The following is a 19,707-nucleotide window of genomic DNA, read 5'->3' as shown; positions in this document are numbered from 1 at the left end:
ATGCCCGATCCTGCATTTCGCGACAAGCGCATGGCAACTCCATGTTGGAATGACGCTAGTGAAAGTGCTTTACCACAGCGAAACAACGAAGCGCCGCTGCCATAGCCCATGCTATCGGCGAACACCGGTGATGTCATCTTCGGGCCCAAAGGCGCGCCTATCGGATGGGAGAGCGGAGAGCTGGTCGCAAAGTTCTACGTGGTGCAAAGCGTGCAGACCAAAGAAACGAGGAGATACATTCATGTCCCAGCCCTTGCGTCTCATCGAGACTTCCTCCCCTCTACCAGCGCATGCCGACGCCGTCGTGATCGGCGGCGGGATCATTGGGGTCTTTACTGCCTACTACCTGGCTCGGCGCGGGCTTTCGGTTGCCGTGGTCGAGAAGGGCCGCATCGGCGCCGAACAGTCAAGCCGCAACTGGGGCTGGTGCCGCCAGCAAAACCGCGATGCGCGTGAACTGCCTATGGCCACCAGAAGCCTGGAACTATGGCAGCAGTTTGCCGCGGATACCGGCGAAGATACAGGCTTTCGCCGGTGCGGGTTGCTGTACCTCAGCAACGACGAAGACGAGATCGCACGCTGGGCGAGATGGCGCGATTTCGCTAGGACGGCCGGCGTGACCACGCACATGTTGAGTGGCCGTGAGGCAACCGAGCGGGGGCGTGCTACCGGTCGTGCGTGGAAGGGCGGAGTGTTCTCGCCCAGCGACGGCACAGCTGACCCAGCCATGGCAGCGCCGTCGGTGGCCGCTGCGCTCATGAAGCTTGGTGGCACTGTGCAGCAGAATTGCGCCGCGCGGGGCATTGAGGTCGAGGGCGGCCGCGTCAGCGGCGTCGTCACCGAAGCCGGAACCATCAAGACCCGCATCGCGGTTTACGCGGGTGGTGCTTGGGCGTCCTCGTTCTGTCGCCAATTGGACATTCGCTTTCCCCAAGCCACCGTCCGCCAGTCTATCGTGCGCGTGTCTGCGGTAGCCGAGCACCTCCCCGACGCCCTGCACACTGCGCGTGTGTCTGTCACCCGCCGCAGCGATGGCAGCTATAGCCTCGCCATCAGCGGGCGTGGACGCGTGGACCCGACGGCGCAGCTCCTGCGCTTCGCGCCGCAATTCCTGCCGATGTTCGCCAAGCGCTGGCGCAATGTTTTCCCGGGCGGATTGGAAGGCATTCGCGGGGGCCACGAAACGCTCGCGCGGTGGCAGCTGGACGCGCCCACTCCCATGGAGCGGGTGCGAATACTTGACCCTAGGCCTGATGCGGCGGCTGTCAAGCAAACCTATGACCGTGCCGTCGAACTTCTGCCGGCACTGGGCCAGGCGGGCATCGCGAATGCCTGGGCTGGCTTTGTGGACAGCACGCCGGACGGCGTGCCTGCGATCGGCGAAGTACCGGAGATCCCCGGATTCATCCTGGCCGCTGGCTTCTCCGGTCACGGGTTCGGCATCGCCCCTGGCGCGGGCCACCTAATCGCCGATCTGGTGACCGGTGAGGAGCCGATCTTCGATCCTGCCCCGTACAATCCAGCGCGCTTCAAGCGGTCGGCTTGGGGCCAAGTGGCTGATTTCTAGAGGCCCACTCAGTATCTCGGTTCCCAGCCTCGGCAAGTGCGCTCGCGCTGCTGATTGGAGTTGACACGTTTTCGTGGACACCTACTCTGCAGAAGCAGGTGGCATCATGATGAGACACCGCAACCCATATTCCACTGGGTTCGGACGCAGATGCTGGAGCTGGTCTTGGTAGGGCGCACGCCGACAATGACGCTGGCAAGCGCCACGATGGACTGACGACGTCAGAACGCCAAGAGCTGACGTGTCTGCGACGCGAGAACCGCCAGCTCAAAAGTGATCTTGCCCCCGAAAAACGTACTCCATAGCCGCTTGCGCAATAGCGACAAGAGCCCGCATTCATTTTTATCCCGAATTTCCCCGCAGGCAGGTCAGCCGGGCGATGCAGCCCGCAGACCCTGAAGCGTAAAGCGGCTCACGGCCGCGCCTTGAGCGCCGCGCGCAGGTAGTCATGGAACATCCTGGCCGGCGCGCGCAAGGCCGCACCCCGGCGAGTCGCCAGGCCCAGAACCCGCGACACGGCGGGGTCACGCAGCGCAACACCCACAAGGCGGGCGTGCCCGTGCGGCAGCGCCAGGCGAGGCACCGCCGCCAGCCCCAGTCCGGCTTCCACCATGCCCAGCAGCGTGGCGATATGGCTGACTTCAAAGCGGTACGACGGGTTGACACCGGCCTTGGCCAGCGCGTCGTCCAGCAACTGGCGGTTGCCGCTGGAACGCGCAACCGCGATCAGCCGCTCGTTCTGCAGTTGCGCCCAACTCAGGCTTTTGCGCTTTGCCAGCGCATGCTCCCGGGGCATGGCCAGCACAAAAGGGTCGGTGTGGATGGGATCAAAGTCCACACCGGGCACCTGGCTGCCCATGAAGCTGATGCCAAAGTCGGATTCGCCCGACACCACACTGGCCAGCACCGGGCCGGCGGCCTCGTCAATCACGCGGATCCGGATCAGCGGGTAGCGCTCTGAAAACGAGCGCACCACCGAGGGCAGGAAATAAATCGCCGCCGAGGGCACGCAGGCCACCGTGACACGGCCGCTGCGACTGGCCGCAATGTCCGAAATGCCCAGCATGGCCGACTCCAGGTCGTCCATCGCCGCGCGCGCCCGCTCCAGAAACACGCTGCCCAGCGGCGTCAGCTCGACATCGCGCGTGGTCCGGTTAAACAGCCGGGCGCCCAGAATGGTTTCGAGCTTGTCGATGCGGCGACTCAGCGCCGGGGCTGACAGGTGGATGTGATCGGCCGCGGCGCGAAAACTGCCGCGCTCGGCCACCGCCACAAAGGCCTCGAGCTGCTGCAAATCGAAATTGATGCGTGCCATGCACCAATACTAGCAAAAGTTGCACTTCACAACGACATCGAAGCTGCCGATGATTCGCTCTCACCCCATACCGACAGGAGACAAGCCATGCAGACCCCCACACCGTTGCGCGCCCTGCACTGCGCCGCCCTGATGACGGGCCTGCCCCTGCTGGCAGCCCTTTGCGGGCCGGCGCAGGCCCAGGCCTGGCCCGACAAGGCCATCACCATCGTCGTGCCAACGGCAGCCGGCGGTGCCAATGACGCCATGGCCCGCATCCTGGGCCAGGGCCTGAGCACGCGGCTGGGCAAGCCGGTCATCGTGGAAAACAAGGCGGGGGCTAACGGGGCCATCGCCAGCGAATACGTGGCGCACGCCACGCCCGACGGCTACACGATCATGTTTGGCTATATCGCCACGCACGGCATCAACCCCGCGCTGCAAAAACTCCGCTACGACCCGGTGACGGACTTTGAGCCCATCGGCATGGTGGCGGCCTCGCCCACCGTGCTGGTGGCCAGCAACGCCGTTCCCGCCAAAACCGCCAAGGAGCTGGTGCAGCTCATCAAGGCCAAGCCCGGCACCTTCAGCTATGCCTCGGCCGGCAACGGCACGGCACCGCACATTGCCGGCGAGCTGTTCAAGCTCTCGGCCGGACTGGATGTGGTCAGCGTGCCGTACAAGGGTTCGGCGCCCGCCGTGGTGGACACCATAGCCGGCATCACGCAGTTCATGTTCCCCAGCCTCTTCACCGCCTACCCGCAGATCAAGGGCGGCAGGCTCCAGGCGCTGGGCATTGCGGGCGACAGGCGCTCGTCGGTGTTGCCTGACGTGCCGACACTGGCCGAGCAGGGCATTGCCAACGTCAGCATGTCGCAGTGGTACGCCCTGTTTGCCCCGGCCAAAACGCCCAGGGCCGTGATTGAACGCCTGAACCGCGAGTTGAAAAGCGTGCTGGCCGACAAAGGCGCGCAGAAAAAAATTGAAGCCCAGGGTGCAGAGGTAGAAACCAGCACGCCGGAACAATTGAAAACCCTGGTACAAAAAGAGGTCGTGCGCTGGAAAGGCGTGGTGGCGGCCGCAAAAATCAAGGTCGAATAACCCGCAGCACCCTGACCGGAGGACATTGCCATGAACTTGCAAGACTGGATAGGCCGCAGCGAGACGGTGCAAGACATCGCTACCGCCACGCCGTATGCGGCGCTGGCCGCCACACTGAACCAGCCCGACATTCAGCGCCCGGCACCCGGCGCGCCGCTGCCCAGCCTGTGGCACTGGCTGTACTTTGTACCCCTCCACGCGCAGTCTGACCTGGGCCCGGACGGTCACGCCAAACGCGGCGGATTCTTGCCGCCCGTGCCCTTGCCGCGCCGTATGTGGGCGGGGAGCGATTTTGCGTTTCATGAGCCGCTGCGGATCGGCGACAGCCTGCTGCGCACGTCCACCATTGCCGACGTGAAGGAAAAGTCGGGCCGCACCGGCAGACTGATTTTTGTGAAGGTGCGCCATGACATTCGCCGCAACGGCGCCGAGGCCGTTGCACTGACGGAGCACCACAACATCGTCTACCGCGGCGCGCCCACACCGGGGGATGCCGCACCGCCGCCGCAGGCCGCCCCGGCGGAATGGGCGTGGGAGCGGCGCATCGTGCCCGACGACGTGCTGCTGTTTCGCTACTCGGCACTGACGTTCAACGGCCACCGCATCCACTACGACCGCCAGTATGTGACGCAGGTCGAAGGCTACCCGGGCCTCATCGTGCATGGCCCGCTGATTGCCACGCTGCTGATGGACCTGCTGCGCCGCCAGCAACCCGAAGCTCAGGTAGTGCGCTTTGAATTCAAGGCCATACGGCCGACATTTGACATCCACCCGTTTTCCGTCCACGGCCAGCCCTCGGCCGATGGCAAAACCATTCGCCTGTGGGGCCGCGACCATGAAGGGTGGCTGACCATGGATGCGACCGCCACTTTGACCTGAACAGTAGAAATCAAATATCGCGTGAGCACTTCTGGAAATTCAGATTTTCGGGATGAAGTGCCAGGCGCCTGGAGCGGAGCAACCGGAATGTACCTGGGTACATGAGGATTGCGAGCGCCGCGCAACAACGCAATTCGCCCGAAAAATGAATTTACACAAGTATCCCTATGCAACCCCTCAAAGGCATTACCGTCGTCACCCTGGAGCACGCCATTGCAGCGCCTTTTGCCACCCGCCAACTGGCCGACATGGGGGCACGCGTCATCAAGATTGAACGCCCGGGCGTGGGCGACTTTGCGCGCGCGTATGACGGGCGCGTGCGCGGCCTGGCCTCGCATTTCGTCTGGACCAACCGCTCCAAGGAAAGCCTCACGCTGGACGTGAAGCACGAAGAAGCGCAGAAAATACTGATGCGGCTGATTCTGGAAGAAGCCGATGTGGTGGTGCAAAACCTCGCCCCGGGCGCAGCGGCCCGGCTGGGCTTGTCCTACGAAACGCTGTCCAAACGCAAACCCGGCATCATCGTCTGCGACATCTCCGGTTACGGCAGCGATGGCCCTTACCGGGACAAAAAAGCCTATGACCTGCTGATTCAAAGCGAAGCGGGGTTTGTGTCCGTCACCGGCACACCCGACACACCCTGCAAAGCCGGCCCGTCGATGGCCGACATCGCCGCAGGCATGTATGCCTACACCAACATCCTGGCCGCCCTGATGCACCGCCAGCAGACCGGCGAAGGCCAGCGCATTGACGTGTCCATGCTCGAATCGCTGTCGGAGTGGATGAGCTACCCGCTGTACTACGCCTTTGAGGACGCCGCGCCGCCACCCCGCACCGGCGCCAGCCACGCCACCATTTATCCCTACGGTCCCTTCCCGGCGGGCGATGGGAAAACCGTGATGCTGGGCCTGCAGAACGAACGTGAGTGGAAAATTTTTTGCGAAAAGCTTTTGCTGCAACCTGCGCTGGCCAGCGACGAGCGCTTTTCCAGCAATGCCAAACGCAGTGCGGCGCGGGCGGCCCTGACGGCGTTGATTGAGGAGGCCTTTTCCGCGTTGACCGCAGAACAGGTCGTCGAGCGGCTGGAGCGCGCCGGCATTGCCAACGCGCAGGTCAACACCATGAGCGAAGTGTGGGCGCATCCGCAACTCAAGGCCCGTGGTCGCTGGCGCGAGGTTGACACGCCAGCCGGGCCGATTCCCGCCCTGCTGCCACCGGGCTCGTGGCAGTGCGCCGCGCCGCGCATGGATGCCGTGCCCGCCCTGGGCCAGCACACCGACACCATTCTGGGCCACTACGGCTACAGCGCAGAACGCATCGCTGCGCTGCGCACCGAAGGCGTGGTGTGAGCATGTCCGGCTCTCTCCCGCTGACCTACCTGTTCGTGCCCGGGAACCGCCCTGGGCGTTTTGCCAAGGCGCTGGCCTCCGGGGCTGATCGCATCATCATCGACCTGGAAGACGCGGTTGCGCCCGCGGACAAGGCGAATGCACGCGCTGCCATTGCCGACTGGATGCGCAACGCGGGCGAACAAAGCCGAAAAGTGCTGATTCGCATCAACGACGCAGCCACGGTCTGGCACGCGGAGGACCTGCAGCTGGCAGCCCAGGCGCAGGCCCTGTGCGTGATGCTGCCGAAATGCGAAGCGGCAAGCCAGGTCGCTGCCTTGCTGGCTGTCCTGCCGCAGACTGCCACCGTACTGCCACTGATAGAAACCGCCCGCGGCATGCTGGCCCTGACGGAGATAGCAGTTGCTCCCCGCGTGAGCAGACTGGCCTTTGGCTCGCTCGACTACATGGCCGATCTGGACATCCCCGCGGACAGCCTGGCCCTGGATTTTGCAGCGACGCAAATCGCCCTTGCCTCGCGCGCTGCAGGCCTGGCCTCACCCGTGGCAGGCGTGACGCCAGACCTCGATGCCGTGCGCGTCGAAGCCGACATGCAGCACGCCCGCAGTCTGGGCTTCGGCGCCAAGATGTGCATTCACCCCTCCCAAATCGCCGCGGTTCGCCATGCCCTTGCGCCCAGTGCCGAAGAGCTGGCCTGGGCCCGGCGCGTGCTGCAGGCCTGGAACGCGTCAGCCGGCGGCGCCATCCAGGTGGACGGCAAGATGGTGGATCCGCCGGTTGTCCTGAAAGCCGGGCGCATGGCCGCCCTTGCCGGCGCCGCAGACCCCGTCGACCACTAACCCACTAACCCACTATCCCTTCAACCCAGCCCTGAAAAACAACCCCACGGAGAACCTCATGTCAGCAACCATCATTGACTCAAAAATATTCGGCGACATGTTCAGCGACGCCAAAATGCGCCAAGTCTGGTCCGACGAAAACCGCACTGCCAAATACCTGGACATTGAACGGGCTCTCGCCAAGGTGCAGGGCGAGCTAGGCATCATCCCCAAAGAGGCGGCCGTGGAGATTGTCAAGAACTGCAATCTCGATCAAATCGACTGGGTCAAGCTCAAGACCAAAACCGAGCAGATCGGCTACCCCATCATCGCAGTGGTCAACCAGATCAACGCGCGCTGCCGGGACAAGCTGGGCGAATACTGCCACTGGGGCGCCACCACGCAGGACATCACCGACACGGCCGCCGTGCTGCAGATTCGCGATGCCCTGGCGCTGGTCGAGGACGACCTCCAGGACATCTCCGCCTCCCTCGCCAGACTGGCACGTGAGCACCGCAACACGCCCATCATCGGCCGCAGCAATCTGCAGCAGGCCACGCCGATTACTTTCGGCTACAAGATGGCCAGCATCCTGGCCGGCATCGAGCGCCACCGTGAGCGGCTGGCGCAGCTCAAGCCCCGCGTGCTGGTGGGCGAATTCGGCGGTGCGTCGGGTACCTTGTCGTCGCTGGAAACCGGTGCCATGGAAACCCAGGCGGGCCTGATGAAGGAGCTGGGCCTGGGCCAGCCGCTGATTTCCTGGCACACAGTGCGTGACAACTTCGCGGAAGTCGGCGCCTTCTTGGGGCTGGTCGGCGGCTCGCTGGGCAAGATTGCGATGGACGTGAAGCTGCTGATGCAGACTGAAGTGGGCGAGGTGTTTGAGCCTTTTGCGCCGGGGCGCGGTTCGTCATCGACCATGCCGCAAAAGCGCAACCCGATTTCCTGCCTGTACATCCACGCTAATATCTCGGTCGTTCGCCAACTGGCGGCCTCGCTGATGGACGCCATGGTGGCAGACCACGAGCGCTCCACCGGCCCCTGGGAAATCGAATGGGTGGCCATGCCGGAAATCTTTTGCCTGATGTCCGGCGCACTCAAGCAAACCCGCTTCATCCTGGCCGGGCTGGAAGTCGATGCCGCGCAGATGCGCCGCAACATCGACATGACACACGGTCTGGTGATGTCGGAGGCCGTGATGATGGGCCTGGGCCCCTATATCGGCCGCGAGTATGCGCACGATCTGGTCTATGACATCTGCCGCGCGGCGCTGCAGCAAAAACGCCCGCTGATTGACCTGCTGGCAGAGCACCCCGAGATCAAACAACACGTCACGCGTGAACAACTCGCCGTTTTTTGCGACCCCATGAACAACCTGGGACAAGCCGGCGTGATGGTAGACAGGGTGCTCGCTTCGCTGCGCTGAACACCCTCGGCCTGTACATCCCAAAGCCAAAACCAGCAAAGACTGGCGGGCCATCAATGCCCATCACCGGAGACGAACCATGAAACCCGCCAGGCTATCCAAGCTGCTTTATATACAGGTTCTGATCGGGCTCGTGCTCGGCATTGCCGTCGGTCACTACTGGCCGGAGTTTGGCGCTGCGCTCAAACCGCTGGGTGACGGTTTCGTCAAGCTCGTCAAGATGATGATCGCGCCCATTGTCTTTTGCACCATCGTCAGCGGCATTACCTCGCTGGGTGAATACCGGGAGATTGGCAAGACACTGCTGAAAGCCATGGGCCTGTTCTACGCGCTGACGATCCTCGCGCTGCTCACCGGCCTGGCGTCGGTATTCCTGATGCAACCGGGCGCAGGCATGCACATCGATCCCAAGCTGCTCGACGGGACTGTCGCCGCGAAATTTGCTGGCCAGGTGCCACCGCGTGGTTTTGTCGAATTCGTGCTGCACATCATTCCCGCGTCGTTTTTTGGTGCCTTTTCGGAGGGCGAGGTGTTGCCGGTCCTGTTGCTCGCGGTGCTATGCGGCTTCGGGCTGACGCGCATCGGCCGCGCGGGGCAAACCATGCTCGCAGGTATCGACAGCTTTGCGCACATGCTGTTCGCCGCCTTCGGCTTCATCATGCGGCTGGCGCCGCTGGGAGCATTTGGCGCTATGGCCTTCACGGTCGGGCGCTATGGCATCAAGTCAATCGGCTCGCTGGGCTTGCTGATCAGCACCTTCTACATCGCCTGCATCTTCTTTGTCGCGGTGGTGCTCGGCGTGCTGGCGCGCCTGCATGGTTTCAAGCTATGGCAGCTTATGCGCTACATCCGTGAAGAACTGCTGGTGGTGCTGGGAACCTCGTCCAGCGAGCCCGTGCTGCCGCGCCTGCTGATCAAGCTGGAGCGCCTGGGCTGCAGGAAGGGCGTGGTCGGACTGGTGCTTCCAACCGGCTACTCGTTCAACCTCGACGGCACGGCGATCTATCTGACACTGGCCTCGATGTTCATTGCGCAGGCCTGCGATATCCATCTGTCCTGGGGTCAAATCGCCGCCATGCTGGGTCTGATGCTGCTGACGTCCAAGGGGGCGGCCGGCGTCACGGGCAGCGGCTTTGTCGCGTTAGTGGCCACTCTGACGGTCATGCCCGACCTGCCAGTGGCGGGCGTGGCGCTGATCGTCGGCATCGACCGCTTCATGTCCGAGGCGCGGGCGCTCACCAGCACCGTCAGCAATGCGGTTGCATGCATTGTCGTCTCCATCTGGGAGAAAGCATGCGACCGCGAGATGCTGCAACGGGAGCTGACTCAAGGCTATGTGGAAAGCGAAGAGCCGCCGGAAAACGAGCGGCTGCCAACGCCGGGCCCGCGCCGGACGGAACACTGCTTCTCGCCGCAATCGTCGCGCGCAACGAAATGACCTGGCACCCGGCATCGACCGGGTAATTGCCGCCCCGGCAACTTTCGACATTGAGCGGTTTGCCGCTTCAGTGTTCCTGGGCAGATCTGTCCGAAGACCTCCCCCGGTTGCTGCGAGTGTTAACGCTTTTCTGAGTCGCGCCGGGCACGAACAGAACTGCGATACGCTGCTTGAGCTGGGCTTCCAGCTGGGTTTGCGTTGTCAGCAACTGCCGGACAGCCAGTAGGTCCGAGAACGCTGTCGACATCTCCAAGTCGTGGACCAGATCCAGGCTCTGCCCGTTGTCGCTGGGATAGAGCGCCCGCAAGGCCACCTCCGCGGAATCCGAGCCATCGGCCGGTGGTGCCAGGTCCAGTTCGACGAAGCGCCAGAAATACCGTTCCAGCTCGATCAATTGGGCGATCATGGGCTCGTCCCGTTCAATCCGATGCACCTGCAGCTCCTGGCCGCAAATGAGCACCGCCACGTCCGCCGCCTGCTTGCCGGTGACGGCCAGCTGGTGCATGACCTGCAGCTGGATGTATTCCGGCACGCCCTCTTTCCAGAGCCGGGCGCCATTCATCCCTGCCGTCTTGCACTCCAGAATCTGGACATCGGGTGCGCCGACTATCTCCCGGTCCAGGTTGGCACGCATCCAGGGCTCGCTGGGATGCTGTAGTACGGCGTTGACTCGCCTGACCTTGTTTCCCGTCCGCTTGGTGTAATGCGCCGCCACAATGGGCTCCAACAAGGTGCCCCAGTACATCGGGCTGGTCTCGTCGTTCGGGTCGGTTTTGGGGAGCCCGGCGTCTTTGCCGGTCTTTTCCATCCAGAGCTCCAGCTGGGATTTGTACGGATTCAGACCGACCGCCGCACCGGCATCGGAACTGCCGATACCACCGGCCGAGCCCTGAAGAGCGGGCCCGGATCGTGGCGTTTCTGTCCTCCCTGCCTATCGGGCTCCCGGCCAATCAGCATCTCGCTGACGCTCGGAACGCTAACTGACGCGCTCAAGAACACCGACACCTACGGAGACTTCCTTCACGGCTTTAGCGACTTTGGCCACTCGGTCACCGAATTGCGCCCACTGATCGGGCCGTCAGCGAGTTTGCCGGGTGCGAAGCTGCACCGCCAGCGCAGCGTGGCAAGCCAACTACTGGTGTTCCCCCACACATCACCGCACCGGCCCCTGCGCCACCGCCGGCAAAGCCTCAATCAGGCAAGTAAAGACTGACCTGAACCTCGCCCAGTCAGAAGCTAGCGGACATTGATCTATTGCTTACCGCCTTCAGACTGCTTGCAAACGTTCGATGATGAAAATTCAACAGAAACTTTGTGCCCATTTCTGTCGAGCGAGTTGCCGATAATCCGGACACCTGCCGGACACGGATGATGAAAAAACAAAAGGGGTTACAGATCGAAATCTGTAACCCCTTGATTCTATTGGTCGGTGTGAAAGGATTCGAACCTTCGACCCCTTGCACCCCATGCAAGTGCGCTACCAGGCTGCGCCACACACCGAAGCTTTAAATTATAACCCGGCGCGGAGCTGTTCTCAGAAATTGGGGCTGAGCAGATCGCGAATTTCGAACAGTTCGCGGCGCACCAGTTGCAGGCGCTGTTGTGCAGCAATTCCTGTTGGCAAATCGGAGTCTTCGGGCTCGCTGTCCACAAAATCCACGGAGTCCTCAAAATCTTCAAGGACCGAATTGCTGGCCTCCAGCACATCCAGGCCTTCCAGCATGACTTCACCGTTGCGCCGCTTGTCGCGTTCTATCTGGACGATCTCATGCAGCTTGTTGCGCGCGCCGCTGATGGTGAAGCCCTGGTCGTACAACAGATCACGGATCCGGCGAATCATCAGCACTTCCTGGTGCTGGTAATAACGGCGGTTACCGCGCCTTTTCATGGGACGCAGCTGCGTGAACTCCTGCTCCCAATAACGGAGCACGTGAGGTTTGACGCCGCACAAATCGCTGACCTCACCGATGGTGAAGTAGCGCTTTGCCGGGATGGAAGGAAGAGTTTTCTCCAATTAAATCAATGCGCTAAGAAGGGAACCTTCAAATCTACTCTAAGTAGAAATTTAGCGCAAAGGGGTAGCAACGCCTTTTTCGAATGTGTTGTTTTGTAACGAATAAAACATTGAGTTACCCGCAGCCACAGCGGTGCTCGCTTGGTTCGCACGCAGAAGCGCCCTTCCTCCTACTTTTTCACTCAGCGGAGGTATCGCCTTGTATCTGGTCCTTGAGCTTGTGGCTGGCGTGGAACGTCACGACCCGGCGCGCCTGAATGGGAATGGCCTCCCCCGTGCGCGGGTTGCGGCCTGGGCGGGGCGCCTTGGTACGGATCTGGAAATTGCCAAAGCCTGAAATCTTCACATCCTTTCCATCCACCAGGCTGTCGGAAATCAGGTCAAAAAACGCGTCAATCATGTCTTTCGACTCGCGTTTGTTAAGCCCGATCTGCTCAAACAGCAATTCGGCCAAATGCGCTTTGGTCAGCGCCGGGGTTTCCAGGCTTTCAACGGAAAATTCCATGGGCGGTGCACCTCCGGGCGGCTGTTGTTTTTGTAGGGATTTTTGAAGCATCAGGCACGCAGGCGCGCCTGCAACTGGTTCTGCAGATGGGCAAGCACCGCCTGGACGGCCGCCTCAATGGCTTCATCGTTCAGCGTGGCGGCATCACTGGAAATCACCAGGCGCACGGCGAGGCTTTTCTCGCCCAGTTGCATGCTGGCACTGCCTTGCTGCGGACGATAGACGTCGAACAGCGTCGCGCCCTTGAGCAGGCCTTGCGTGTTCGCCCCGTAAATCGCGGCCATCAGTGCGGCGTGCGTCACACTTTCCGGCACGATCACGGCAATGTCACGCTCCACGGGCTGTAGCTTGCTGACTGCCCTGAAGACCGGCACCTGGCGCTGCAGCACGGCGTCAAGCTCCAGTTCAAACAGGATGGGTGCCTGGGCCAGGTCGTAGCCTTGCCGCCATTGCGGGTGCAGTTCGCCGACGTAGCCAATCTGCTGGCCCGCCACCGACACACTGGCGCAACGGCCGGGGTGCATGGCAGGATGGGCTGCCGGCGCAAAGACCGCTTTCAGGGGAGCCAGCAAGGCCTCAACATCGCCCTTGACATCGAAGAAATCCACTGCCTTGTCGGGCTGGCCCCAATGCAGCGCCGCCCGCGGGCCATAGGCCAGGCCGGCCACGCGCATGGGCTGCTTGAAGCCGGCCACCGTGGTGTCGGTGTTCTGGCTTTGTGCGTCGCGCAGGAACACACGACCCAACTCGAAAACATTCACGCGCGGCGCCTTGCGGTCCAGGTTGAACTTGAGCACCTGCAACAACGAACCTATCAGCGATGAGCGCATCACGCTCATCTGGCTGGCAATGGGGTTCAAGAGCTTGATCGGATTGGGGTTGCCGGCCAGCTCATGCTCCCAGCGCTCTTCGACAAAGCTGAAGTTGATGGTTTCCTGGTAACCCAAACCGGCTAGCGCACGGCGCACCGCAAACGGACCGCGCTCGGCCTCGGTGCGAACCTTGGCCGTGATGGGTGCCAGTGGCGGTGTGTCGGGCAACTGCCTGTAGCCCACCATGCGCACCACCTCTTCAATGAGGTCTTCTTCGATCTGCAAATCAAAGCGGTAGCTGGGCGGCGTCACCGTGAGCGTGCCCTCGCCTTCGCTGACTTGCAGCTTCAAACGCTGAAGGGCCTCCAGGCACTGCGCCTGCGTGAGCGGCATGCCGATCACTTTGACGGCGCGCGCCACACGCAAGGTCACCGGGGCGGGCTTGGGCAGGTTGATCTGTGTATCGTCAATCGGGCCGCACAGCGTTTCTGGCGTGCCGCAGATGTCAATGATCAATTGCGTGATGCGCTCGATGTGCTCCACGGTTTGACCGGGATCAACGCCTCGCTCGAAGCGGTGACCGGCATCGGTCGCAAAGTTGTAGCGACGTGAACGACCGGCAATGGCCTTGGGCCACCAGAACGCCGCTTCGACATAAACATGTTTCGTGTCATCAGACACCGAGGTGGCATCGCCCCCCATGATGCCTGCCAGCGACTCAACCTGCACAGCGTCGGCAATCACGCCGACTTTTTCATCGACGGTCACGGTGTTGCCATTCAAGAGCTTCAGCGTCTCGCCGGGCTTGCCCCAGCGAACCTCGAGTCCACCATGAATCTTGTCGAGGTCAAAGATGTGCGAGGGGCGGCCCAGCTCGAACATCACATAGTTGGAAATGTCCACCAGCGCCGTGACACTGCGCTGGCCGCAGCGCGCCAGGCGGTCCACCATCCATTGCGGCGTGGCGGCCTGGGTGTTGACGTTGCGCACAATGCGGCCCGAGAAACGGCCGCACAAATCCGGCGCGCTGACTTTGACGGCCAATTTGTCCTGGTGGCCCAAGGCCACGGCCGGGAAAGACGGAGCTTTCAAGGGCGCCCCCGTCAAGGCGGCGACTTCCCGGGCCACGCCGTAAACGCTTAAGGCATGCGCCAGATTGGGCGTGAGCTTGAGGGTGAACAGCGTGTCGTCGAGCTGCAGATACTCGCGAATGTTCTGACCCAACGGTGCGTCTGCCGGCAGCTCCAGCAAGCCGCCGTGCTCTTCGGACAATTTGAGTTCACGGGCCGAGCACAACATGCCCTGGCTTTCAACGCCGCGCAACTGGCCGACCTTGATCAGGAAAGGTTTGCCATCTTCGCCGGGGGGCAATTCGGCGCCCACCATCGCGCAGGGGATCTTGATGCCGACACGGGCATTGGGTGCGCCGCAAACGATGTTGAGCAGACTGCCCTGGCCCACATCAACCTGGCACACGCGCAGGCGATCGGCATTCGGGTGTTGCACGGCTTCCTTGATTTCGCCGACCACGATACCGCTAAAGGGCGGTGCGACAGACTTGAGTTCTTCCACCTCAAGTCCGGCCATGGTCAGGGTTTCAGCGAGCTGCTCGGTGCTGAGCGAAGGGTTGCAGAATTCGCGCAACCAGGATTCAGGAAATTGCATGGTGTGACCTTGTGCTATGGCTTGTTGTTCTTGTTATGACTGGAACTGGGACAGAAAGCGGATGTCGCCATCGAAGAACAGCCGCAGGTCATTCACGCCGTAACGCAGCATGGTCAGGCGGTCCGGCCCCATGCCGAAGGCAAAACCAATGTATTTCTCGGGGTCCAGCCCCATGTTGCGCACCACGTTCGGGTGCACCTGACCGGAGCCCGCCACTTCAAGCCAACGCCCCGCCAAGGGCCCGGTCTGGAACTGGATGTCGATCTCGGCACTGGGCTCGGTGAACGGGAAGAAGCTGGGTCGAAAGCGCAGCACCAGATCGTCGCTTTCAAAGAAGGTGCGGCAAAAATCGGTGAACACATACTTCAGATCCTTGAAGCTCACGTTCTCGCCAATCCACAGGCCTTCGCACTGGTGGAACATGGGCGAATGGGTGGCATCGCTGTCGACGCGGTAGGTGCGGCCCGGTGCAATGACACGGATCTCGGGCATGCGGCCACCGGCATCTATCAATGCGCGGTGCTTTTTGACATGCTGCACCGCGTAGCGGATCTGCATCGGGCTGGTGTGGGTGCGCAGCAAATTCGGCGCCACTTCGGTGCCGCCCTCGACATAAAACGTGTCGTGCATGGAGCGCGCGGGATGGTCCTCCGGCGTATTGAGCGCGGTGAAATTGAACCAGTCGGTTTCAATTTCCGGCCCCTGCGCCACATCAAACCCCATGGAGCCGAAAATGGCTTCGATGCGTTCCAGCGTCAGCGAGACGGGGTGCAGGCAGCCTTGCGCGCGCTTGCGGCCCGGCAGGCTCACGTCAAGCGCTTCGGCTTTGAGCTGCTTTTCAAGCTCGGCATCGGCCAGGGCCTGGCGGCGCTCGTTCAGCGCGGCCTCGATGGCCTGCTTGGCCAGGTTGATGGCGGCACCACGGGATTTTTTCTCTTCCACGCTGAGCGCCGCCATGCCCTTCATCAACTCGGTGACGCGCCCTGATTTTCCGAGATACTGCGCCTTGGCGTTTTCCAGGTCGGCGGGGGTCTGCGCCTGCCCAAAACTGGCCTTGGCAGCGTTTACCAGTTCGTTGAGGGCGTCGAGTTCGTTCATAAATTCTCTTGTGCGGAATACGGAAACAGCGACGGTGCCTTGGGCTACCCAGCCCGGACACAGCACCATGGAAAAGGGCCAGAGCCTTTTCAAGCTCCAGCCCTTTATTTTCTTGCGCGAGAAGCTATTATTTTAATAGCAACCCTTGCCCCGAAAATCAGGCAGCCAGCTTGGCTTTCACCTGTTCAACGATAGCGCCGAAAGCAGCGCTGTCATGGATGGCCATATCGGACAGAACCTTGCGGTCAATCTCGATGCCGGCTTTCTTCAGGCCATTGGCAAACTGGCTGTAGGTCATGCCAAATGAACGGCTGGCAGCATTGATACGGGCGATCCACAACTGGCGGAACACACGTTTCTTGTTACGACGGTCACGGTAGGCATACTGCCCAGCCTTCATTACCGCTTCTTTGGCGATACGGAAGACGTTACCGCGGCGGCCGCGGAAACCTTTTGCAAGGGCGAGAACTTTTTTGTGGCGGGCGCGAGCCGTTACACCACGTTTGACGCGAGGCATGTGAGTACTCCTTGTTCGTCGTTAATTAAATACCACGGCCTGGCAGCATCTGTGCCATGTGACCCATATTGGTCTCATGAACAGCTGTTGATCCACGCAGTTGGCGTTTATTTTTGGTGGTCTTCTTGGTCAGAATGTGACGCTTGAAGGCTTGACCGCGCTTGACGGTGCCACCCGGACGAACGCGGAAACGTTTTTTCGCGCTGCTCTTGGTCTTCATTTTGGGCATATCAATGCTCCTTTTCATTTGTGCTCGTGAGGCGCTGCGAACCTTCCGCAGACTTGATGGCCCCGAGCCACTTGTTAGTGGCGAGTTTTTACACCTGCCACTTATTCAGGCGGATCATCTTTCGATCTCCCGCCCGCGGCAGCGACTTTGACATCGCCACCTTCGGAAAGCGGAACAAATCCGCCTTCACAGGGAATGCTGAAGGCATTCCCCTGAAAACCTGCCGGCGATCACGCCTGCAGGCAAACATTGTCTTTTTGCGACAAGCGCCTTCAGGCGTTTGTCGGCGCAGCGGGCGCCGCATCTGCAGCGGATGCCGCAGGCTTGGCTGCCACCTTCTTCTTGCCCGGCGCGATCATCATGACCATTTGCCGGCCTTCGAGCTTGGGAAACTGCTCCACGATGATCAGATCAGCCAGCTCATCCCGAATCCGCGCCAGCAGGGCCAAGCCCAATTCCTGGTGCGTGATTTCACGGCCGCGAAAGCGCAGGGTAATCTTGCACTTGTCGCCATCTTCCAAAAAGCGCTTGATATTGCGCAATTTGATGTTGTAGTCGCCATCGTCAGTACCAGGCCGGAACTTGATTTCCTTGACCTCGATGACCTTTTGCTTGGACTTCGCTTCCGCCGCCTTCTTCTGCTCGGCGTATTTGAACTTGCCGTAGTCCATGAGCCTGCACACCGGCGGAACCGCCGTGGGAGAAATCTCAACCAGATCTACGTCGGCTTCACCCGCAAGGCGCAAGGCCTCCATCAAGCTGACAATGCCCAGGGGCTCGTTGTCAGGCCCTGACAGACGTACTTCAGGGGCCATGATTTCACGGTTCAAGCGGTGCTTGCGTTCTTCGCGGTGACGGCGGTCACGAAATTCAGTAGCGATGGTTTTTGTCCTTTAATGCTTGCTATAAAAGCTATAGCGGCTTGCGCCCGTCCCACTAGGACGAGAAGCTTTAACACCAACAAACTTGCCTTAAATTTGTCAGCGGTTCAGGCTTTTTGTGCAATGTCGGAGGCAATCTGCTGGGCAAACGCCTCCAGGGACATCACTCCAAGGTCTTTGTTACCCCGGGCGCGCACTGCAACGGCTCCGGCGGCCTTCTCTTTGTCGCCTACGACAAGGATGTAAGGCAGCTTTTGCATGGAGTGCTCCCGTATTTTATACGTAATTTTCTCGTTACGCAGATCCAGGTTGACCCTAAGCCCTTGATTTTGCAGCGTTTTGGCAACTTCCCGGGCGTAATCCGCCTGGGAATCGGTGATATTGAGCACCGAAACCTGCACCGGCGCCAGCCAGGTGGGCAGCGCGCCGGCATGTTCCTCGATCAATATGCCGATAAATCGCTCCAGACTACCGACGATGGCCCGGTGCAGCATCACAGGGCGGTGGCGCGCGCCGTCTTCGCCCACATATTCGGCATCCAGGCGTTCCGGCATGGAAAAGTCGACCTGCATGGTGCCGCACTGCCACTGTCGGCCAATCGCATCCTTGAGCGTGTACTCGATCTTGGGGCCATAAAACGCGCCCTCACCCGGCGAGATCTCGAATTCGCAACCTGAGGCGCGCAGACTCTCCACCAATGCATGCTCGGCCTTGTCCCAGACCTCGTCGGAGCCGATGCGCTTGTCCGGACGCGTCGCCACCTTGTAGATGATGTTGTTGAAGCCAAAGTCCTTGTAGACCTTCTGCAGCAGCGTCGTGTAGTCGCTGCACTCTTGCAGGATCTGGTCCTCGGTGCAGAAGATGTGGCCGTCGTCCTGCGTGAAGCCGCGCACCCGCATGATGCCGTGCAGGCCGCCCGAAGGCTCGTTGCGGTGGCACTGGCCGAATTCGCCGTAGCGCAGCGGCAGGTCGCGGTAGCTCTTGATGCCCTGCTTGAAGATCAGGATGTGGCCCGGGCAGTTCATCGGCTTGAGCGCATACTCGCGCTTCTCGCTTTCGGTCGTGAACATGTTCTCGCGGTACTTGTCCCAGTGCCCGGTTTTTTCCCACAGCGTCTTGTCGATGATCTGCGGGCCCTTGACCTCCTGGTAGCCGTTGTCCTGGTACACCTGGCGCATGTACTGCTCCACGCCCTGCCAGACCGTCCAGCCCTTGGGATGCCAGAACACGAGACCGGGCGCGTGGTCGTCGATGTGGAACAGGTCCAGCTCGCGGCCCAGCTTGCGGTGATCGCGCTTTTCGGCCTCTTCGAGCATGGTCAGGTACTGCTGCAGCTCATCCTTGCTGGCCCAGGCCGTGCCATAGACGCGCTGCAGCATCTCATTGCGGTGATCGCCGCGCCAGTAGGCGCCGGCCACCTTCATGAGCTTGAAGAACTTCAGCTTGCCGGTGCTGGGCACGTGAGGGCCACGGCACAGGTCTTCGAAGGCGCCTTCGCGGTACAGCGACACATCCTGATCCGCCGGGATGCCGGCAATGATTTCGGCCTTGTAATGCTCGCCAATGCTTTTGAAATACGCCACCGCCTCATCGCGCGGCAAGACACGGCGCGTGACCGGCTCGTCCTTGGCGGCCAGCTCGGCCATGCGCTTCTCAATCGCCGCCAGGTCTTCAGGCGTGAACGGGCGCTTGTAGGAAAAGTCGTAGTAAAAGCCGTTTTCAATCACCGGGCCTATGGTCACCTGCGCCTCGGGAAACAGCTCCTTGACCGCATAGGCCAGCAAGTGGGCCGTCGAGTGGCGAATCAACTCCAGACCATCGGCATCTTTGGCGGTGATGATGGAGACCGCGCTGTCCTTCTCGATCAGAAAGCTGGTATCGACCACCTTGCCGTCGACCTTGCCGCCCAGGGCCGCCTTGGCCAGGCCGGCGCCGATCGACGCGGCGACATCGGCCACCGTGACGGCTTGAGGGAATTCGCGCCGGGAGGCATCGGGGAGCGTGATTTGAATCATGGGAACGACTTTTATTGAACAGGCTTTACAACAAAAAAGCGCGGAACCTGCCGCGCTTTGATGAGAGGATCTATGGATTCAAGCTATGAGATTTGTAGC

Annotated in this window: 16 protein-coding genes, 1 tRNA gene and 1 pseudogene; 7 read left to right on the top strand and 11 right to left on the bottom strand. The window is 61.4% G+C overall.

What is annotated here, in order from left to right; translation table 11 throughout:
* Nucleotides 1–241: 241 nt before the first annotated feature.
* Nucleotides 242–1,567 (top strand): NAD(P)/FAD-dependent oxidoreductase, encoded by a 1,326-nt coding sequence (locus PJE01S_RS06130; protein ID WP_068832264.1) that lies wholly within the window; start codon nt 242–244, stop codon nt 1,565–1,567.
* A gap of 412 nt (nt 1,568–1,979) precedes the next feature.
* Here PJE01S_RS06130 and PJE01S_RS06125 read toward each other — a convergent pair whose 3' ends face one another.
* Entirely contained in the window at nt 1,980–2,882 is a 903-nt protein-coding gene (locus tag PJE01S_RS06125) for a LysR family transcriptional regulator (protein ID WP_068832263.1), read from the bottom strand.
* A gap of 87 nt (nt 2,883–2,969) precedes the next feature.
* On the opposite strand from PJE01S_RS06125, the gene PJE01S_RS06120 reads away from it, so the two are divergent.
* The 6 genes from PJE01S_RS06120 (at nt 2,970) to dctA (ending at nt 9,872) form a co-directional block, all read left to right on the top strand.
* Nucleotides 2,970–3,962: a Bug family tripartite tricarboxylate transporter substrate binding protein gene (locus PJE01S_RS06120; protein ID WP_068832262.1), complete on the top strand. Its 993-nt coding sequence runs from the start codon at nt 2,970–2,972 to the stop codon at nt 3,960–3,962.
* A 30-nt stretch (nt 3,963–3,992) separates the two neighbouring features.
* Complete coding sequence (locus tag PJE01S_RS06115) at nt 3,993–4,841, top strand: HTD2 family dehydratase (protein WP_068832261.1); 849 nt, start codon at nt 3,993–3,995, stop codon at nt 4,839–4,841.
* A 167-nt stretch (nt 4,842–5,008) separates the two neighbouring features.
* The gene (locus PJE01S_RS06110) at nt 5,009–6,190 is read left to right on the top strand and encodes a CaiB/BaiF CoA transferase family protein (protein ID WP_068832260.1); all 1,182 of its coding nucleotides are present in this window, start codon (nt 5,009–5,011) and stop codon (nt 6,188–6,190) included.
* Nucleotides 6,191–6,192: 2 nt separating this feature from the next.
* Complete coding sequence (locus PJE01S_RS06105; RefSeq protein ID WP_068832259.1) at nt 6,193–7,029, top strand: HpcH/HpaI aldolase/citrate lyase family protein; 837 nt, start codon at nt 6,193–6,195, stop codon at nt 7,027–7,029.
* Between the two features lie 58 nt (nt 7,030–7,087).
* A complete protein-coding gene (locus PJE01S_RS06100; protein ID WP_068832258.1) occupies nt 7,088–8,434 on the top strand; it encodes a class-II fumarase/aspartase family protein in 1,347 nt (448 codons plus the stop codon).
* A 79-nt stretch (nt 8,435–8,513) separates the two neighbouring features.
* Complete coding sequence (dctA, locus tag PJE01S_RS06095; protein ID WP_084389385.1) at nt 8,514–9,872, top strand: C4-dicarboxylate transporter DctA; 1,359 nt, start codon at nt 8,514–8,516, stop codon at nt 9,870–9,872.
* A 160-nt stretch (nt 9,873–10,032) separates the two neighbouring features.
* Here the strand turns inward: dctA and PJE01S_RS06090 are convergent.
* The 10 genes and pseudogenes from PJE01S_RS06090 to thrS all read right to left on the bottom strand — a co-directional run.
* Nucleotides 10,033–10,749: pseudogene (locus PJE01S_RS06090) on the bottom strand (YqaJ viral recombinase family nuclease); the annotation flags it as partial.
* 546 nt (nt 10,750–11,295) lie between these two features.
* A tRNA-Pro gene (locus PJE01S_RS06085) sits at nt 11,296–11,372 on the bottom strand.
* Between the two features lie 34 nt (nt 11,373–11,406).
* Nucleotides 11,407–11,886, bottom strand: a complete 480-nt coding sequence (locus PJE01S_RS06080) for a MerR family transcriptional regulator (protein ID WP_068832257.1) — start codon at nt 11,884–11,886, stop codon at nt 11,407–11,409.
* A 178-nt stretch (nt 11,887–12,064) separates the two neighbouring features.
* Nucleotides 12,065–12,442 carry an integration host factor subunit alpha gene (locus tag PJE01S_RS06075; RefSeq protein WP_084389383.1) on the bottom strand — a complete coding sequence of 126 codons (378 nt, stop codon included), beginning with the start codon at nt 12,440–12,442 and terminating at the stop codon, nt 12,065–12,067.
* Nucleotides 12,442–14,868 (bottom strand): phenylalanine--tRNA ligase subunit beta, encoded by a 2,427-nt coding sequence (gene pheT, locus PJE01S_RS06070; RefSeq protein ID WP_068832255.1) that lies wholly within the window; start codon nt 14,866–14,868, stop codon nt 12,442–12,444. Before pheT ends, PJE01S_RS06075 begins: the two co-directional genes overlap by 1 nt.
* A gap of 33 nt (nt 14,869–14,901) precedes the next feature.
* Nucleotides 14,902–15,966: a phenylalanine--tRNA ligase subunit alpha gene (gene pheS / locus PJE01S_RS06065; RefSeq protein ID WP_068832254.1), complete on the bottom strand. Its 1,065-nt coding sequence runs from the start codon at nt 15,964–15,966 to the stop codon at nt 14,902–14,904.
* 157 nt (nt 15,967–16,123) lie between these two features.
* Nucleotides 16,124–16,483, bottom strand: a complete 360-nt coding sequence (gene rplT / locus PJE01S_RS06060) for a 50S ribosomal protein L20 (RefSeq protein ID WP_068832253.1) — start codon at nt 16,481–16,483, stop codon at nt 16,124–16,126.
* A 25-nt stretch (nt 16,484–16,508) separates the two neighbouring features.
* Nucleotides 16,509–16,712 (bottom strand): 50S ribosomal protein L35, encoded by a 204-nt coding sequence (gene rpmI / locus PJE01S_RS06055; RefSeq protein WP_068832252.1) that lies wholly within the window; start codon nt 16,710–16,712, stop codon nt 16,509–16,511.
* A 272-nt stretch (nt 16,713–16,984) separates the two neighbouring features.
* Nucleotides 16,985–17,593, bottom strand: a complete 609-nt coding sequence (gene infC / locus PJE01S_RS06050) for a translation initiation factor IF-3 (protein ID WP_084389382.1) — start codon at nt 17,591–17,593, stop codon at nt 16,985–16,987.
* Nucleotides 17,594–17,700: 107 nt separating this feature from the next.
* Complete coding sequence (gene thrS / locus PJE01S_RS06045) at nt 17,701–19,608, bottom strand: threonine--tRNA ligase (protein ID WP_068832250.1); 1,908 nt, start codon at nt 19,606–19,608, stop codon at nt 17,701–17,703.
* Between the last annotated feature and the right edge of the window lie 99 nt (nt 19,609–19,707).

Origin of the sequence: Polaromonas jejuensis NBRC 106434, assembly GCF_001598235.1 — a bacterium.
Classification (GTDB): Bacteria; Pseudomonadota; Gammaproteobacteria; order Burkholderiales; family Burkholderiaceae_C; genus Polaromonas; species Polaromonas jejuensis.
Note: the sequence above shows the minus strand (reverse complement) of the source record. Positions and strands in the feature narration are given on the sequence as shown.

Excerpts from the sequence above, each read along its gene's own strand:
- PJE01S_RS06105 (WP_068832259.1), top strand. The coding sequence starts at position 6,193 with ATGTCCGGCTCTCTCCCGCTGACCTACCTGTTCGTGCCCGGGAACCGC.
- rplT (WP_068832253.1), bottom strand. The coding sequence starts at position 16,483 with ATGCCTCGCGTCAAACGTGGTGTAACGGCTCGCGCCCGCCACAAAAAA.
- PJE01S_RS06125 (WP_068832263.1), bottom strand. The coding sequence starts at position 2,882 with ATGGCACGCATCAATTTCGATTTGCAGCAGCTCGAGGCCTTTGTGGCG.
- PJE01S_RS06100 (WP_068832258.1), top strand. The coding sequence starts at position 7,088 with ATGTCAGCAACCATCATTGACTCAAAAATATTCGGCGACATGTTCAGC.
- pheT (WP_068832255.1), bottom strand. The coding sequence starts at position 14,868 with ATGCAATTTCCTGAATCCTGGTTGCGCGAATTCTGCAACCCTTCGCTC.
- pheS (WP_068832254.1), bottom strand. The coding sequence starts at position 15,966 with ATGAACGAACTCGACGCCCTCAACGAACTGGTAAACGCTGCCAAGGCC.
- dctA (WP_084389385.1), top strand. The coding sequence starts at position 8,514 with ATGAAACCCGCCAGGCTATCCAAGCTGCTTTATATACAGGTTCTGATC.
- PJE01S_RS06075 (WP_084389383.1), bottom strand. The coding sequence starts at position 12,442 with ATGCTTCAAAAATCCCTACAAAAACAACAGCCGCCCGGAGGTGCACCG.
- PJE01S_RS06120 (WP_068832262.1), top strand. The coding sequence starts at position 2,970 with ATGCAGACCCCCACACCGTTGCGCGCCCTGCACTGCGCCGCCCTGATG.
- PJE01S_RS06130 (WP_068832264.1), top strand. The coding sequence starts at position 242 with ATGTCCCAGCCCTTGCGTCTCATCGAGACTTCCTCCCCTCTACCAGCG.
- thrS (WP_068832250.1), bottom strand. The coding sequence starts at position 19,608 with ATGATTCAAATCACGCTCCCCGATGCCTCCCGGCGCGAATTCCCTCAA.
- PJE01S_RS06115 (WP_068832261.1), top strand. The coding sequence starts at position 3,993 with ATGAACTTGCAAGACTGGATAGGCCGCAGCGAGACGGTGCAAGACATC.
- PJE01S_RS06110 (WP_068832260.1), top strand. The coding sequence starts at position 5,009 with ATGCAACCCCTCAAAGGCATTACCGTCGTCACCCTGGAGCACGCCATT.
- rpmI (WP_068832252.1), bottom strand. The coding sequence starts at position 16,712 with ATGCCCAAAATGAAGACCAAGAGCAGCGCGAAAAAACGTTTCCGCGTT.